This window comes from Polynucleobacter sp. es-EL-1 (assembly GCF_018687975.1).
In the GTDB taxonomy this organism is placed as follows: Bacteria; Pseudomonadota; Gammaproteobacteria; order Burkholderiales; family Burkholderiaceae; genus Polynucleobacter.
This window is the reverse complement of record NZ_CP061310.1, coordinates 1,164,489-1,179,461: the sequence shown is the minus strand read 5'-3', so window position 1 is coordinate 1,179,461 and position 14,973 is coordinate 1,164,489. Positions and strand designations below refer to the sequence as shown.

The 14,973-nt window shown below is 45.6% G+C and carries 18 protein-coding genes; 10 read left to right on the top strand and 8 right to left on the bottom strand.

Annotated features, from left to right (window positions below; all coding sequences use genetic code 11):
- Positions 1-41: 41 nt before the first annotated feature.
- From FD974_RS06055 to cls, 3 genes are read left to right on the top strand one after another with little or no spacing between them, the layout of a single operon-like run.
- The gene (locus FD974_RS06055) at positions 42-242 is read left to right on the top strand and encodes a hypothetical protein (protein ID WP_215363369.1); all 201 of its coding nucleotides are present in this window, start codon (positions 42-44) and stop codon (positions 240-242) included.
- Positions 242-988, top strand: a complete 747-nt coding sequence (locus FD974_RS06050; protein ID WP_215363365.1) for an endonuclease/exonuclease/phosphatase family protein — start codon at positions 242-244, stop codon at positions 986-988. Before FD974_RS06055 ends, FD974_RS06050 begins: the two co-directional genes overlap by 1 nt.
- Positions 985-2,460 (top strand): cardiolipin synthase, encoded by a 1,476-nt coding sequence (cls, locus tag FD974_RS06045; RefSeq protein WP_215363363.1) that lies wholly within the window; start codon positions 985-987, stop codon positions 2,458-2,460. Before FD974_RS06050 ends, cls begins: the two co-directional genes overlap by 4 nt.
- Here cls and FD974_RS06040 read toward each other — a convergent pair.
- Entirely contained in the window at positions 2,457-3,641 is a 1,185-nt protein-coding gene (locus FD974_RS06040; RefSeq protein WP_215363361.1) for a CaiB/BaiF CoA-transferase family protein, read from the bottom strand. The two genes, cls and FD974_RS06040, sit on opposite strands and share 4 nt — an antisense overlap.
- Positions 3,642-3,652: 11 nt before the next feature.
- Positions 3,653-4,822 (bottom strand): acyl-CoA dehydrogenase family protein, encoded by a 1,170-nt coding sequence (locus FD974_RS06035; protein WP_215363359.1) that lies wholly within the window; start codon positions 4,820-4,822, stop codon positions 3,653-3,655.
- 178 nt (positions 4,823-5,000) lie between these two features.
- Between FD974_RS06035 and FD974_RS06030 the strand changes: the two genes are divergently transcribed.
- The 4 genes from FD974_RS06030 to FD974_RS06015 all read left to right on the top strand — a co-directional run bounded on the left by FD974_RS06030 (position 5,001) and on the right by FD974_RS06015 (position 7,665).
- Positions 5,001-5,504, top strand: coding sequence for a YqaA family protein (locus FD974_RS06030; protein WP_215363357.1), 504 nt, complete (start codon positions 5,001-5,003; stop codon positions 5,502-5,504).
- A 54-nt stretch (positions 5,505-5,558) separates the two neighbouring features.
- Positions 5,559-6,335 (top strand): 3-hydroxybutyrate dehydrogenase, encoded by a 777-nt coding sequence (locus FD974_RS06025; protein ID WP_215363354.1) that lies wholly within the window; start codon positions 5,559-5,561, stop codon positions 6,333-6,335.
- 128 nt (positions 6,336-6,463) lie between these two features.
- Positions 6,464-7,042, top strand: coding sequence for a superoxide dismutase (sodB, locus tag FD974_RS06020; RefSeq protein WP_215363352.1), 579 nt, complete (start codon positions 6,464-6,466; stop codon positions 7,040-7,042).
- Positions 7,043-7,074: 32 nt separating this feature from the next.
- A complete protein-coding gene (locus tag FD974_RS06015; protein WP_215363349.1) occupies positions 7,075-7,665 on the top strand; it encodes a urate hydroxylase PuuD in 591 nt (196 codons plus the stop codon).
- A 101-nt stretch (positions 7,666-7,766) separates the two neighbouring features.
- On the opposite strand, the gene FD974_RS06010 is transcribed toward FD974_RS06015, so the two are convergent.
- Together FD974_RS06010 and FD974_RS06005 are read right to left on the bottom strand one after the other, a co-directional pair.
- Positions 7,767-8,930, bottom strand: a complete 1,164-nt coding sequence (locus FD974_RS06010; protein ID WP_251374556.1) for an FAD-dependent oxidoreductase — start codon at positions 8,928-8,930, stop codon at positions 7,767-7,769.
- A 55-nt stretch (positions 8,931-8,985) separates the two neighbouring features.
- Complete coding sequence (locus FD974_RS06005) at positions 8,986-9,153, bottom strand: rubredoxin (protein WP_215363347.1); 168 nt, start codon at positions 9,151-9,153, stop codon at positions 8,986-8,988.
- Positions 9,154-9,305: 152 nt separating this feature from the next.
- Here FD974_RS06005 and FD974_RS06000 point away from each other — a divergent pair, with 152 nt between their 5' ends.
- Positions 9,306-10,253 carry a hydrogen peroxide-inducible genes activator gene (locus tag FD974_RS06000; protein ID WP_215363345.1) on the top strand — a complete coding sequence of 316 codons (948 nt, stop codon included), beginning with the start codon at positions 9,306-9,308 and terminating at the stop codon, positions 10,251-10,253.
- A 77-nt stretch (positions 10,254-10,330) separates the two neighbouring features.
- Entirely contained in the window at positions 10,331-11,431 is a 1,101-nt protein-coding gene (locus FD974_RS05995) for an alkene reductase (protein ID WP_215363343.1), read from the top strand.
- A 48-nt stretch (positions 11,432-11,479) separates the two neighbouring features.
- On the opposite strand, the gene FD974_RS05990 is transcribed toward FD974_RS05995, so the two are convergent.
- From FD974_RS05990 to FD974_RS05975, 4 genes are all read right to left on the bottom strand, one after another.
- Positions 11,480-11,656 (bottom strand): hypothetical protein, encoded by a 177-nt coding sequence (locus FD974_RS05990; protein ID WP_215363340.1) that lies wholly within the window; start codon positions 11,654-11,656, stop codon positions 11,480-11,482.
- Positions 11,657-11,678: 22 nt separating this feature from the next.
- The gene (locus FD974_RS05985) at positions 11,679-11,870 is read right to left on the bottom strand and encodes a hypothetical protein (RefSeq protein WP_215363337.1); all 192 of its coding nucleotides are present in this window, start codon (positions 11,868-11,870) and stop codon (positions 11,679-11,681) included.
- On the bottom strand, positions 11,867-12,601 hold the full coding sequence (locus tag FD974_RS05980; RefSeq protein ID WP_251374555.1) for a hypothetical protein: 735 nt from the start codon (positions 12,599-12,601) through the stop codon (positions 11,867-11,869). The genes FD974_RS05985 and FD974_RS05980 overlap by 4 nt, the downstream gene beginning before the upstream one ends.
- Positions 12,602-12,668: 67 nt before the next feature.
- Positions 12,669-13,814: an alpha-hydroxy acid oxidase gene (locus FD974_RS05975; protein WP_215363334.1), complete on the bottom strand. Its 1,146-nt coding sequence runs from the start codon at positions 13,812-13,814 to the stop codon at positions 12,669-12,671.
- A gap of 157 nt (positions 13,815-13,971) precedes the next feature.
- Here FD974_RS05975 and FD974_RS05970 point away from each other — a divergent pair, with 157 nt between their 5' ends.
- Positions 13,972-14,907, top strand: coding sequence for a DMT family transporter (locus FD974_RS05970; RefSeq protein ID WP_215363332.1), 936 nt, complete (start codon positions 13,972-13,974; stop codon positions 14,905-14,907).
- Positions 14,908-14,973 lie beyond the last annotated feature (66 nt).

Sequence of the window (14,973 nt, the reverse complement as noted above, 5' to 3'; positions counted from 1 at the left end):
CAAAATGGAGTAAATGCAAATAATTTCCCTATTTTTGACCCATGGCTGAAGTCATTTGCCTCTGTAATGAGGTGCTTGATGTCGATCTGCGCGAATATCTAGATTCTCATTCTATTGAATCGATTGAGGACTTGCGTGAACAGGCATCTATTTGCAATAAGTGCATGCAATGCCAGGATTTGGTTGAGAGCGAGATTTACCTAGCTAGAGTTCGGCGTCAAAGAGCGGCAGGTCAGTTTTAATGACGCAAAATATATCTAGTCGCATACGCATTATGACGATCAATATGCATAAGGGTTTATCACCTTTGCATCGGCATGCAACCATTTATGAGTTGCGCCAACGGATGCGCCACCATCATCCTGACCTTCTATTTTTACAAGAGTTGCAGCAAGAGCATCGTGGTCGAATACGACGTTTCGGGGATTGGCCTGCCAATGAGTTAACCCATTTTTTATCGGAAGACTTTTGGCATGATTGGCATTACGGTAAAAATGTTGAATATTCAGATGGCCATCATGGCAATGCGATTCTTTCCAAAAAGCCATTACACAAGGGGAGAAATTATGATATCTCCGCTTATCGATTTGAGAAGCGCGGTTTACTGCACAGTATTACAGAGCTTGCGGGAATTCCGATTCATTGCTTTTGTGTGCATCTTGCTCTGTTTGAAAAAGGGCGTGAGCGTCAGTTAACAGAGATCATCCAGTACATTGATTCCCTGACTGAATCTGGACCTGCTATTGTGGCGGGAGACTTTAATGATTGGCGAAATCGTGCTAGCGCACCAATGCAGGCTGCTGGATTCATAGAGGTATTTGAGGGGTTAACGGGTTCACCTGCTAAAACTTTCCCTAGCATTAAGCCGATCTTGCCAATGGACCGAATTTATGTGCGGGGCTTAAAAATTCATTCGGCAGAGATACTACATGAATGGCTAAAACTGTCTGATCATCTTGGAATTGCAGCGGAACTTGAAATTTTATGAACATTATTAATTTTTTATTGGGCTCGATTTTTGGTGAATCCTTTATTTGGGTTCCTATTCTCCACATCATCATCGTCCTGCTATTTGGCTATCGATTAATTTCTGTCAGAAGACCAGTTGGCGTGGTGCTTGCTTGGTTTTTGATTGTGGTGTTATTTCCCTTGATTGGTATCAGCTTATATATTCTGATTGGCGAGCGCCCTGTAGGTAGAAAGTTGACTCGAAAAATTATTCGCATGGATCGAGAGTACGCCGCTATCACTGAAACGATGCGGCAACGCCACCTTGCTGATAGAGCTCAATTGCCGCCTGAAGGAAGAGCGCTGAGTTTATTGGCAGAATCTAAAAATGGATCTCCAGTCACTGCTGGCAATCAGATCGAACTATTCACCAACTCGCTCGATATTTTGCAAGACTTTATTGACGAAATTAATCAAGCGCAACATACGCTCTATCTCGAGTTCTATATCTGGGCTCTTGGCGGTGATGCTGACCGAGTGGGAGAGGCCTTGATTGCCGCAGCTAAGCGCGGGGTAAAGTGTAAAGTTTTATTAGATTCATTAGGTAGTAAAGACTGGTTTAAGTCTAATTGGCCCGCGCGTTTTAGAAGGTCTGGAATTCAGGTAACGGAGGCATTACCTATTCAGATTGGTCGCTTTCAGTTTAGGCGTGCGGATCTGCGCCTTCATCGGAAAATCTTTGTCATCGACAGTCGTATTGTTTGGACCGGTAGTATGAATATGGTCGATCCTCGAACTTTCAAGCAGGATTCAGGGGTAGGTGAGTGGGTTGATGCCATGGTCCGAATAGAGGGTCCTGTAGCCGCTCAATTTGAATTGACCTTCTCCTTTGACTGGAGTGTAGATAACCCCAAGATTACTCACTTTAAAGATATTGTTCCAAAAGAAGATTTGTTAGTAGGTAATGTGCTGGCTCAAGAGTTTTCGTCAGGCCCAGTGTATCGCGATGATATTTTGTATCAAGTGATGCTTTCGGCAATCATGGATGCGCGCGAAGAGCTCACCATTACTACACCTTACTTTGGTCCAGATGATGGCTTGATTCAGGCTTTGATGGCTGCTGCTGGTCGAGGTGTAAAGGTTACTTTAATCGTTCCAAAATTAAATGACTCAACCTTAGTGGCTTGGAGTAGTCGAAGCTACTATTCTGATTTGATGAGCTCTGGTGTCAATATTGCCGAGTTCCATGGGGGCCTCTTGCATACTAAGAGTCTGATGATTGATGGACGAGCTGCCATATTTGGATCAGTCAATTTTGATCAGCGTAGCTTAAGACTCAATTTTGAAATCAGCCTGATCGTATACAACGAGCCATTTTGTGCCACATTGCAAAAGTTAATTAACTCTTATTTAGCACAATCCGATTTAGTTGATCCAATGCGTTGGAGTAAGAGAGCGCGCTGGCGTGTCCTTTTGGAAAATGCTGCACATCTTTCTTCCCCATTGCTTTAAATTGCACCTGTAGAGCGCATTTTTTCAATCTCACTCTGCGCAATACCGATTTCGGTAAGAATAGAGTCAGTATGTTGACCTACTGCTGGTATAGGATCCATCCGGTATTGATAACTATCATTTAAGCCGGGTGGAAGCATTGCCGGTATAGGTCCTGCAGGTGAGCCCACATCTATCCAGCGATTTCTGGCCTTAAGCTGTTCATGGCTCCATAGTCCTTGCATGTCATTCAGGCGAGCATTAGCAATCTGCGCTTGATCAAGTTTAGCGATCACTTGGTCAGTAGTAAGTTTGCTAAAGCAGGCATCAATAATCGCCAGTAAATCAGCGCGACTTTCATTGCGCTTAAAGTTTTTATCAAAGCGCTCATCTTTGGCAAGCAGGGGATTATCAAGAACGATCTCGCAGAATAAAACCCACTCACGCTCATTTTGTAAGCCCAGCATCACGGTGCCTCCGTCTCCAGCTTTAAATGGTCCATAGGGATAAATCGTGGCATGTGAAGCACCATTGCGAGGTGGTGGAGAAGCGCCATCGTAGGCATAGTAAAGCGGGTAACTCATCCATTCACCCAAAGACTCCAACATCGATACATCAATTGTCGAGCCTTTGCCGGTCTTAGCTCTTTGTAGTAAAGCAGCCAATATATTGGTATAGGCATACATGCCGGCGGCAATATCTGCAATCGAGTTTCCTGCTTTACTCGGCGCCTCTGGAGTCCCTGTGACAGACAGAAAGCCGGCTTCACTTTGAATGAGCAAGTCATAGGCTTTTTTGTCTCGATAGGGCCCATCATTACCGTAGCCTGAGATATCGCACAAAATAAGCTTGGGATTTTCAAGATGCAAGAGTTCTGCAGTCAAGCCCATTCGCGCGGCAGCACCAGGGGCCAGATTTTGCACCAAGACATCTGCCGTTTTCAGGAGGGTCTTGAGTGCATTGAGGGCGGGGGCTTGCTTGAGATCTAGCGTAAGACTTTCTTTTGAGCGATTGACCCAGGTGAAGTGGGAAGACATTCCATTTACGCGTTCGTCATAAGCGCGTGCAAAATCACCTGCGCCAGGGCGCTCTACCTTAATAACGCGTGCACCAAGATCAGCAAGCTGCCTAGTACAAAAGGGTGCTGCAATGGCATGCTCAAGCGAGATTACTGTAATGCCATCTAAGGGGCGAATGCTCATCTTAACTCTGATTAGAAGGAACGTGGCAGGCCGAGAATATGCTCGGCGACGTAGGAATAAATCAAGTTAGTTGAAATAGGAGCCACTTGATAAAGACGAGTTTCACGGAACTTACGCTCCACATCGTATTCATTGGCAAAACCAAAACCACCATGGGTCTGTAAGCAAACATTGGCTGCTTCCCATGATGCTTTAGCTGCTAAGTATTTAGCCATATTGGATTCTGCGCCGCAGGGCTGCTGAGTATCAAACAGTTCACATGCCTTAAAGCGCATGAGATTGGCCGCTTCAGTTTCAATGAAGGCATCGGCAATTGGAAATTGAATGCCTTGGTTCTTGCCAATGGGGCGATCAAATACCACGCGCTCATTAGCGTAACGACGGGCCTTATCTACAAACCAATAAGCATCCCCAATGCACTCGGCGGCAATGAGGGTACGTTCGGCATTAAGGCCATCCAAGATGTATTTGAATCCTTGACCCTCTTCGCCAATGAGATTTTCTGCAGGGATTTCTAGGTTGTCAAAGAAAACTTCATTGGTCTCATGATTGACCATGTTGGCAATTGGCTGGATATCCATACCTTTGCCAATCGCTTCCTTGAGGTCGACAATAAAGATCGACATCCCTTCTGATTTTTTCTTAACCTCTGCAAGGGGGGTGGTGCGCGCCAACAGAATCATGAGATCGGAGTGCTGAATTCTGGAGATCCATACTTTTTGACCATTGACGACATACTTATCACCTTTTTTCACTGCAGTCGTTTTCAGTTTGGTAGTGTCAGTTCCAGTGCTTGGCTCAGTGACTGCCATGCTTTGTAGACGTAATTCACCGGTAGCAATTTTTGGAAGATAGAGTTTTTTTTGTGCATCAGAGCCATGTCGCAGAAGAGTGCCCATGTTGTACATCTGTCCGTGACAGGATCCGGCATTGCCACCGGAGAAATTGATCTCCTCCATGATGACCGAAGCCTCAGCAAGACCAAGACCGGAGCCACCATATTCTTCTGGAATCAATGCGGCTAGCCAACCGGCCTGAGCCATTGCATCGACAAAGGCTTCCGGGTAATCACGGTCGTGATCAACCTTTTGCCAATAAGCTGAGTCAAAGCTTTTGCAGAGGTCACGCAATGCTTCGCGCATGTCTTGGTACTGGTCTGGTTTTGGAATGGGGTGATTCATATTGTCTCTATTAATAGTTATTTTGCTTAGGTTCAACCCATATAGTTTAAGCAAGATTTCATCATTTCGTGAAACTATCCGTGAGGAGTTCTAGAGATCGTCAGAGCAGTCCCGGTGTGGGGCATACTATATGAATGGCGATATTTTTACCCCAAACTAACTGCAAAGTGGCTGTCTGATGGACCATATGTTGAGTCAATTTTTTGACTTTTTTGGTATGCCATCAGTGGGCTTATCTGCGGTTTTCATTAGTGCCTTTATTTCTGCGACTTTATTGCCGGTTGGTTCAGAGCCCGTGCTATTTGGCTATATAAGTCTTAATCCCCATTACTACTGGATTGCCATCGGGCTTGCCACGGTGGGTAATACCTTAGGGGGTATGCTCGATTGGTGGTTGGGCCTGCTCAGTAGAAATAGTTTTGAGTCTTTAAAAGGCCCATCGAATGGCAGAATGCAACGTTGGCTAGAGGAGCGAGGGCCAAAGATGTTGTTGCTTTCTTGGCTGCCTGGCTTTGGTGATCCCCTCTGTCTGGCTGCGGGGTGGTTAAGACTCCCCTGGAGACCCTGTTTGGCCTATATGGCCGTTGGGAAGTTCTTTCGCTATCTGACTATGACTTGGCTTTTAACTTTAGTCCCCGAGAGCTTTTGGCACCAGATAGGACATTCGCTAGGCTTGATTTAAAAGCTTCCGTTGTATCCTATAGGTCATTTATTGGATCTTTAAAGGATTGCTCGCATGTCTCATTTAAAAGGTAAAACAGCCCTCGTCACTGGTTCAACTAGCGGTATTGGTCTTGCTATGGCTGTTGCATTAGCAAAGCAGGGCGCCAATATCATGATGAATGGTTTTGGCGAGAAAGATGCAGCAATAGCATCTGTAAAAGCTTGTGGTGTGGAGGTTGACTATCACGGTGCTGACATGAGCAAGCCTGCGGAAATTGAGGATCTCATCAAGCAAACAGAAAAACGCTTTGGTACTTTAGATATCTTGGTAAACAATGCAGGCATTCAATACACCGCCAATATTGAGGAGTTTCCTGCCGATAAATGGGAATCCATTATTGCCATTAATTTGAGTTCAGCCTTTTATACCTCTCACCATGCTTTGCCCGGAATGCAGAAGCGTAACTGGGGGCGCATTATCAATATTGCCTCAGTCCATGGCTTAGTTGCCTCCACACAAAAAGCAGCTTATGTTGCCGCTAAGCACGGGATTGTAGGTTTAACCAAAGTGACTGCTTTAGAGAATGCTAAAACAGGTATTACATGTAATGCTATTTGCCCGGGTTGGGTTCTTACTCCCTTGGTTCAAAAACAGGTGGATGCTCGTGCTGAGCGGGATGGAGTTTCCAATGAGGAGGCGAAAAAGGCCCTCGTCTCAGAAAAGCAGCCATCAGGCGAATTTGTGGCGCCTGAGCAGCTAGCCGCTCTGGCAGTTTTCTTGTGCGGACCAGATGCATCTGAGGTTCGTGGGGTAGCCTGGAATATGGATGGCGGCTGGACAGCTCAATAAATAGCCCCGGGGGCTGGCTATGCTAGCCCTTTTTTTCGTGACCAAACAAAAATGCCAGAATCGACTATAGTGGATGCGGATAAGGCTTATAAGCCTGGTTTTTAATGTACCTTATAAGGAAAATAACGATGGAACACACACTACCTCCGCTGCCATATGCCCTCGATGCGCTTGCCCCATTTATCTCAAAAGAGACTCTTGAGTATCACTATGGCAAACATCATCAAACTTACGTTACCAATCTCAATAATTTGATTAAAGGCACTGAGTTTGAAAACGCCAATTTAGAAGAGATTGTTAAAAAGTCTGCCGGTGGTGTTTTCAATAATGCTGCTCAAGTATGGAACCACACTTTTTATTGGAATAGCATGAAGCCAAATGGTGGCGGTGCTCCAACCGGTGCTTTGGCTGATGCCATTAATGCTAAGTGGGGTTCATTAGATAAATTTAAAGAAGAGTTCACTAAATGTGCTGTGGGTACATTTGGTTCTGGTTGGGCATGGTTGGTTAAGAAGGCTGATGGCTCATTGGATTTGGTTTCTACAAGCAATGCGGCGACACCATTAACAACCGACGCAAAGCCATTAATGACTTGTGACGTTTGGGAGCATGCGTATTACATCGATACTCGCAATGCACGTCCTAAATATCTCGAGAACTTCTGGAATTTAGTGAACTGGGATTTTGCAAATCAGAACTTTGCTTAAGCTTCCATTCCTTTTTTGAGATAACCCACTTCATGTCATCCATCTTCACTTCATTAGGGCGCACAGTCTTAGCGGGCTTTGTGCTTCTGATTCTGATTCTGCTGGCCTTAGGCGCAAATTTGACCTCGGTTGAGTTGCCGTTTTTGTTCCGCTGGATTCATGTGATGGTTGGCATCATGTGGGTGGGTTTGCTCTGGTACTTCAATTTTGTCCAGATTCCATCCATGGCCAAAATACCGGATGAGCAAAAGCCAGCTATCGCTAAGGTAATTGCCCCAACGGCTTTATTTTGGTTTCGATGGTCTGCACTATTCACTGTGGTGAGTGGTTTGATCCTGGCGGTACTTAATGGCTATGCTCATCAAGCATTTACTTTGCAGCCGCCATTTCGTGCTATTGGATTGGGGATGTGGATTGCTTTATATATGGCTTTTAATGTTTGGTTCATTATTTGGCCAAACCAAAAGCGGGCCCTCGGTATTGTTCCCGCTGAGCCAGAAGTAAAAGCAAAGTCAGCTCGATTGGCCATGTTGGTATCTCGCTTCAATACGATGCTGTCAATCCCAATGCTCTTCTTAATGGTTGCACAATCGCATAACGTTACCTGGTTTGCTATTGTTTAATCACTAGACTGGCCGAACTACTGCAGTAACTAACTAAAAAGCCCGCAATAGCGGGCTTTTTATATCTTTTCTACTTTCACCGCTGAGCGATGCTGATTAATCTAGAGCAGGGGAGGTAACTCTTTAGTAAGCGCTGCACGCTGAGCCGTAGCACTTCCCAAAAGAGCAAAGCCAAGTAGTTTGCCATCAGGTGATTCGAAGCGAGCCTCAATACCACCATCGATCGAGTTTATCTTCCACTGCCCAATGGCGCTGGCCGGTGGTGGTGAAACGATTGTAGGTAACGCAGGGGTCTTGACCATTACTGGCATAGCTGGATAAGTAAGCATGGTCTCTTGACCTAAGAGCTTAGGTGCTAGTGCTCTGGCAGCTTGCATGATTGGCATGATGTAGGGAAGAACCAGCCCCTCCACTTCGGCGCAATCTCCAATTGAAAAAATATTCTGAATATTCGTCTCTAGAGTTCGCCCCACTTGAATTCCGAGACCCGTTTGAATGCCTGCTTTTTGAGCCAACGCTAGACGAGGTTTAAGGCCTACTGCAGAAAGAAAAACATCACTGATAACTACTTTGCCATTAGCTAGGGTAATTGCAAGACCCTCATCTGTTTTATCAAGGGATTGTACGGTGGTGCCCAGATGCCAGCGTATACCAACCTCACTTAATTTATCTTGTAGTGCTTGTGATGCCTCTGGGGGTAGTAGGCGACCGAGTATCTGTGGCGCCAGGTCAATCACATCCACCTCATAAGAGCCGATGGCGAGATCGTTTGCAAATTCACAGCCAATCAGACCAGCTCCCAATATGGCAACCCTTTTTTTGCCAGCAATGGCTTGACGAAACTGAGCGTAGTCCTCCAAATCATTTACGCTAATGACGCTATCGACCGCATTGCCCTGTAAGGGCACGCGAATCTGATCTGAGCCCAAGCAAAGCACCAATTTAGAGTAGGGAACTGAACCTTGAGAAGTGATGATGAGCTGCTGCTTGCTATCAATTTCATGCACTTCTGTGTTGCCTAAAATATGGACGGCTAACTGATCTGCCATGCCCTCTGCGCTCATAGAAATGAGCTGCTCCGCATTTTTATTGCTAGCCAGAGCAGTTGATAGCATAGGCTTTGAGTAAGAGTAGCCTGGTTCACGGGTAATCAAGGTGATCGGTACTTCCTTATCTAGCTTGCGGATTTCACGAATCGTCGTAAAGCCAGCCATACCGCTACCAATAATGACAATGGCAGGTGAAGATAGTTGTGCTTGGGTCAAGCTGGGCTCCTAAAGAAGGTGGTATGAATAAATGAAGCTGCTATTGCAGTTTTGATTAAGAGATTCTGACCATTTCAAAGTCGGATTTACTGGCGCCACAATCTGGGCATTCCCAGCTTTCAGGTACGTCTGCCCAAGCTGTTCCAGGAGCAATGCCATCATCTGGCATTCCTTTGGCCTCGTCATAAATAAAGCCACACACAATACATTGCCAAGTATTCATCCGGTTTCCTGTAAATAGTTAGAGAAGTGTCAATTTTATTGAGAATAAAGTCAGATTTGCTGTGGGTGCAGCGACAAATTTAGGTAATCATTTGCTTCATTAGGAATGCTATTATTTATCTAATAATTAGATTATAGGGATGAATCCAAACTATGGCCGCACTGCCTTCACTTCGCCAATTACGCTACTTTGTTGCCATTGCCCATGAGTTGAACTTTACACGGGCTGCAGAAGCCTGCTTTGTAGGGCAGTCAACCTTAAGCGCTGGCCTTAAAGAGCTTGAAGATGGCCTGGGTGTTCGCCTAGTAGAGCGAGATCGACAAAATGTTGCTATCACTCCGGTTGGTCTTGAGATCCTAGGAAGGGCCAAAGCCATTTTGGCAGCCTCCGAAGATTTGGTGGAGTATGCGGTTGATGCTGGTAAACCCATGTCGGGGACGGTACGTCTTGGAGTTATCCCAACCATCGCACCATTTTTGCTGCCCAACGTTCTGCCTGATATTCGGGAGCGTTTTCCCAATCTAAAGATTGCATTGCGTGAAGACCTTACCGGTAATCTTTTAGCAAGGCTTGCCGAGCATCAATTGGATTTCATTCTGATTGCCTTGCCCTACGAGACCTCGGGTCTATTAGTTAAAGAATTATTTAACGATGAATTTTGGTTGGTTGCTCGCGAAGATGATCCGGCGCTTAAGGGTAAGGAAATTCATCTGCCGGCCAAAATGGCCGACCGCTTGCTTTTGCTAGAAGAGGGACATTGCTTAAGGGAGCATACGCTGCAATCATGCAAACGCTCTGATATAAAAAATGCTGACGGCATGGAAGCCACGAGTCTACTGACGCTCCTCCAAATGGTGGAGTCAGGCATGGGAATTGCGTTGCTTCCAGAGATGGCGGTTAAAGGCGGTCTCTTAAATGGCTCTTCACTGGTGGCTCGGCCACTAGCCCCTCCAGCGCCAAAAAGAATTATTGCACTGGTAGCACGAGCATCAACCACCCATCTAGAAGAATTTCAGGCGCTAGCCGAAAGTATTGAGGGGCGCTTTAAATCTGCCCCCCGAATTAGTCGCGGTGCGCGAAAAAGTTTTCCGAGGGCATGAGTCACCCTGCAAGATTGAACTATCCCTGCTACAGTTGCCTCACAAACAATTGGATTTGTCATTAAAGAAAGAGTTATATGTCTGGTAAAGAGATGATGTTCACGCCTGTCAAGCTTGGCGCAATCGAACTAAAGAATCGTCTAGTGATGGCGCCTTTAACCAGGATGCGTGCTATTGATGGTGACGTTCCAAACCCCTTGGCTAAAACGTATTATTCACAAAGAGCGGGAGCGGGCCTCATTATTAGCGAGGCAACCCAAATATCTTCCTTAGGCAAAGGATACCCCGCAACCCCTGGAATTTATTCTGCTGAACAAACTGCAGCTTGGAAAGAGATTGTGGATGCTGTTCATGCTCAGGGCGGCAAAATGGTGGCGCAACTGTGGCATGTAGGTCGTATTTCCCATTCCTCACTGCATCCTGAGCAAGGTTTGCCTGAAGCGCCATCTGCGGTAGCGCCAGCGGGTCAAACTTATGGCGCTGACTGGAAGCTGCATGATTATGAAATCCCTAAAGCAATGTCTGCACAGGATATTGCGAGACTACTGAATGAGTTTAAGCTTGCTGCACAAAATGCAAAAGCAGCTGGATTTGATGGTGTTGAAATTCACTCAGCCAATGGATATCTATTGGATCAGTTTTTGCAAGATAAAACCAATCAGCGCAATGACCAATATGGTGGCTCTATTGAAAATCGCCTGCGATTACTGAGTGAGGTGATTGAATCCGTTTCTCAGGTGTTTTCAAGTGATCGCATCGGTGTGCGTCTATCGCCTTACGGCAGCTTTAATGATATTGGTGATAGCGATCCAATTTCATTATTCAATGCTGTCATTGAAAAACTCAATACTTATCACCTGGCTTATGTACACATGATTGAGCCACGCTCAACTACTGCAGGCGGCAATGATCAGCTTGATGCTCAAGCGCCGATCACCTCAGAGATGTTCCGGGCAGCTTATCAAGGAAAATTTATTAGTGCAGGTGGCTACGATCAGGCTATGGGTGAGGCCGTATTAGAGGCTGGCTTAGCAGATGCAGTCGCCTATGGGCGTTTGTATATTGCCAATCCGGATTTGGCTGAACGTTTTAAACAGGGCGCAAAACTCAATCCCTACAACCGTGCAACATTCTACGGTGGTGGTGAGGCAGGTTATACCGATTACCCCACACTCTAGAGTGCTCTCACTTTCACAAACAGAGGCTTCTCTCTCAAGAAAGAAGCCTTATTTTTTATCTTCTGGATCTTTTAAAAGATCATATTGGTTGGCAACTACCAGAAGGACTATGGAAGCGCACCCCATGGCAAAAAACTCCCATTGATGCAGCATGGCAGTGCCAATCACCGTCATCAGAATTGTCCAACCTACAGCCATCTTGGCTTTTTTGCTTAGAGGTTTCATAAATATTGATGCAGTAAATAAATTATTTGTTCAAATGCCTTGCTTTGGCGCTGAGTTCGTTAATGGGACCGCGCTTATCGAGTTGCGATAGTCTGAGAGCCTCCACTTCAAAATCAATTTGCGCGGGATGGAATTCAATATTTCCTAAATGAATGACATAAGTCCAGACTAAATCACGACCCCGATTTTTATACACATCTACTACACGTTTCATTGCTTGTCGCCTATTAATGGTATCGCCTGATTTTTGGGCTCAATGTTGCGCTTCAAATCAATCAGATTACGTGGTTCAATTTTGATAACTCCGCCTCTCGGGCTATCAATATCTGCAATCAAGAAGAAGGCGATTGAAATCATGACGGGAAAAATCATGAATAACCCAAAATTGGGTTTGAAGTTTCTGGCGCCAAAGCCAATGAGAATATTGGCCCCAACAGCAATCGCAGCCATGAGCCACCAAGCTGCGCGTGGGATCCGATTCCACCATGCTGCCTGTGTATAGCTTTGTGAATTAATTACTTCATTCATTCCAGAAACCGCCAAGGTGAGGGTAGGGCTAGGCTGAGCATTGGCAGGAATGACCACTGCGTTCCATAGGGCGTTTTCAAGCTCGAGAGTCTTGCGGTTAATTTGCCGAGCAGTTTCTTGATCTTGCTTGATGTAAAACAGTATTCGCTGGTCTACGTATTGATTTAAGAGGTCCTTTACTTGCTCAGCATACTTGCTAGGTAGAAGATCTGCTCTTAAAAATTCTGTACCAATTGCATTTGCTTCCGCCTCTTCATAGTTTTGCCTCAAGTCATAGCGCGCAATTGCCATGGAGAAAGTAAATCCAATGATGAGGGCCAGCAAAGTTAAAGTCGCTGTCTCAATAATTCCAAGATCAGTAGAGGTCTCAGTATCTTTAGTGCGATATTTACTCAGTACAGCATTGCCAAACCACACTGAAGTGGTCAGGGCAATGGCTGAGAGAATAAAAACGAGTAGCGGGGAGTCGGCGAGATACGGAATTTTAGAAAGTTCCTGGATACAAGATGTCTTTGTTAACGTTTTGAATATCGCGATGTCCAGTAAAGGCCATGGTGAGATCAAGTTCTCGATGAATAATTTCAAGGCACTTGGTAACGCCGGCCTCTCCCATTGCACCCAATCCATAGAGGAAAGGGCGGCCGATCATGGTGCCACGAGCCCCAAGAGCCCAGGCTTTAAGAACATCCTGACCAGAGCGAATGCCGCCATCCATCCATACTTCGATATCTTTACCAACGGCATTCACAATGCCGGGGAGTGCTTTAATGCTCGAGATCGCGCCATCTAATTGACGGCCGCCATGGTTCGATACGATCAGCGCGTCTGCTCCAGTGTTAACTGCCATACGCGCATCTTCTTCATCTAAGATGCCTTTAATGATGAGCTTGCCACCCCACAGTTTCTTAATCCACTCAACATCATCCCAACTCAAGCCCGGATCAAATTGTTCGGCTGTCCAGGAGGAGAGTGATGACATATTGCCCACCCCGGTGGCATGACCCACGATATTGCGGAAAGTTCTACGTGGGGTCATTGCCATGCCCATACACCAGCGCGGCTTAGTCATCATGTTGAGGATATTGGGAATGGTCAGCTTTGGAGGTGCTGATAGACCATTCTTGAGATCTTTATGGCGCTGCCCCAAAATTTGAAGGTCCAGGGTAAGAACTAAGGCTGAGCATTTTGCTGCCTTAGCACGCTCAATTAATCGTTCAATAAATCCACGATCTTTCATGACGTATAGCTGAAACCAAAAAGGCTTAGTGGTGTGCTCTGCTACATCTTCAATTGAGCAAATACTCATCGTGGATAAACAAAACGGTACCCCGAATTTTTCGGCAGCACGGGCCGCTAAAATTTCGCCATCGGCACATTGCATTCCTGTTAATCCAGTTGGTGCTAATGCCACTGGCATTGCAACTTCCTGTCCCACCATGGTTGTCTTCGTGGTGCGATTGGTCATATCAACAGCCACTCGCTGACGCAATTTGATTTTCTGAAAATCAGATTCATTCGCGCGATACGTGGATTCCGTCCATGAACCGGAATCTGCATAGTCATAAAACATTTTGGGCGTGCGTTTTTGGTGCAACACCCGTAGGTCTTCAATATTGGTAATGATCGTCACGAAAATCCTTTAATTCTTTGCTTTATGGCCATTCCGACATGGCTGTCAGTTCTTCATTTAAGCTCTATCTTAGCAATACCAGGCATTTGTTTCTACAATGCCAAGTGAGCGCCTATTTAGAGCTCTAAACAGTGATTTATCCTCCAATAGTGACTTTATGCCTCAATTAGCGCTCCCCACCGTTTTCTATCTTTTGGTAGCTACTGTCTTATGGGCTGGAAATGCGGTCGTAGGTAGGATGCTAGTGGGGAGTGTCTCCCCGATCACCTTAAGTGCAGTTCGCTGGGGTCTTGCTGCATTGATCTTGCTTCCCTTGGGTTGGCGGATTTTTATGCCTAGTAGCCCTCTTTGGCAAAACAAAAAACGTTTTCTAATGTTGGGTCTATTGGGCGTAGGGAGTTATAACGTTCTTTTATATTTGGCCCTGCAAACTTCGACAGCCATTAATGTCACCTTAATTGGCGCAAGCATGCCAATTTGGATGCTTTTTATTGGCGCTGCTTTTTATGAAACGAAGCCCGGCATTCTGCAATTGACTGGGGCTATTGTCTCTCTGGTTGGTGTGACGATTGTCCTGACTCGAGGTGAATTATCGAGCTTATTAAGTATGGAGATGGTCGCTGGTGACTTATTCATTATGCTCGCCACCATCTTATGGGCTTTTTATAGTTGGATGATTAGTCGTCCTGGGTCTAGTACTGAAAAGCAATGGCCTTGGGCTGAATTTTTGATGGCACAAGTCATGATTGGTTTTTTATGGACTATGCTTTTTGAGGGTTTTGAAGTCGCCACTGGATTTGCCTTTATTGAGCTCAATCCTTGGACCATCTCCTTAATCATTTTTATAGCGATTGGCCCATCATTAATTTCTTATCGATTTTGGGGATTGGGTGTAAATGGAGCGGGCCCTACTGTCGCTGCCTTTTTTGCCAATTTAATTCCCTTATTCACTGCCTTGCTTTCCGGTCTGATTTTGGGGGATCCTCCTCAGCTTTTCCATGCCTTGGCATTTGCCTTGATTGTCCTTGGAATTCTGGTCTCCTCCACTAAGAAATCAGGCTCCCAAGCTTCTGTACCCCCTAAAAACCCCTGATTTAGGCTGTTTTTAATCAGGGGGCACTAAAAAGCTCCTAAATCAGTATCATTTAGGGCTAATCAC

Bases quoted from the DNA above. Each gene is read 5' to 3' on its own strand.
- FD974_RS06055 (WP_215363369.1), top strand. From the start codon at position 42: ATGGCTGAAGTCATTTGCCTCTGTAATGAGGTGCTTGATGTCGATCTG.
- FD974_RS06050 (WP_215363365.1), top strand. From the start codon at position 242: ATGACGCAAAATATATCTAGTCGCATACGCATTATGACGATCAATATG.
- cls (WP_215363363.1), top strand. From the start codon at position 985: ATGAACATTATTAATTTTTTATTGGGCTCGATTTTTGGTGAATCCTTT.
- FD974_RS06040 (WP_215363361.1), bottom strand. From the start codon at position 3,641: ATGAGCATTCGCCCCTTAGATGGCATTACAGTAATCTCGCTTGAGCAT.
- FD974_RS06035 (WP_215363359.1), bottom strand. From the start codon at position 4,822: ATGAATCACCCCATTCCAAAACCAGACCAGTACCAAGACATGCGCGAA.
- FD974_RS06030 (WP_215363357.1), top strand. From the start codon at position 5,001: ATGGACCATATGTTGAGTCAATTTTTTGACTTTTTTGGTATGCCATCA.
- FD974_RS06025 (WP_215363354.1), top strand. From the start codon at position 5,559: ATGTCTCATTTAAAAGGTAAAACAGCCCTCGTCACTGGTTCAACTAGC.
- sodB (WP_215363352.1), top strand. From the start codon at position 6,464: ATGGAACACACACTACCTCCGCTGCCATATGCCCTCGATGCGCTTGCC.
- FD974_RS06015 (WP_215363349.1), top strand. From the start codon at position 7,075: ATGTCATCCATCTTCACTTCATTAGGGCGCACAGTCTTAGCGGGCTTT.
- FD974_RS06005 (WP_215363347.1), bottom strand. From the start codon at position 9,153: ATGAATACTTGGCAATGTATTGTGTGTGGCTTTATTTATGACGAGGCC.
- FD974_RS06000 (WP_215363345.1), top strand. From the start codon at position 9,306: ATGGCCGCACTGCCTTCACTTCGCCAATTACGCTACTTTGTTGCCATT.
- FD974_RS05995 (WP_215363343.1), top strand. From the start codon at position 10,331: ATGTCTGGTAAAGAGATGATGTTCACGCCTGTCAAGCTTGGCGCAATC.
- FD974_RS05990 (WP_215363340.1), bottom strand. From the start codon at position 11,656: ATGAAACCTCTAAGCAAAAAAGCCAAGATGGCTGTAGGTTGGACAATT.
- FD974_RS05985 (WP_215363337.1), bottom strand. From the start codon at position 11,870: ATGAAACGTGTAGTAGATGTGTATAAAAATCGGGGTCGTGATTTAGTC.
- FD974_RS05970 (WP_215363332.1), top strand. From the start codon at position 13,972: ATGCCTCAATTAGCGCTCCCCACCGTTTTCTATCTTTTGGTAGCTACT.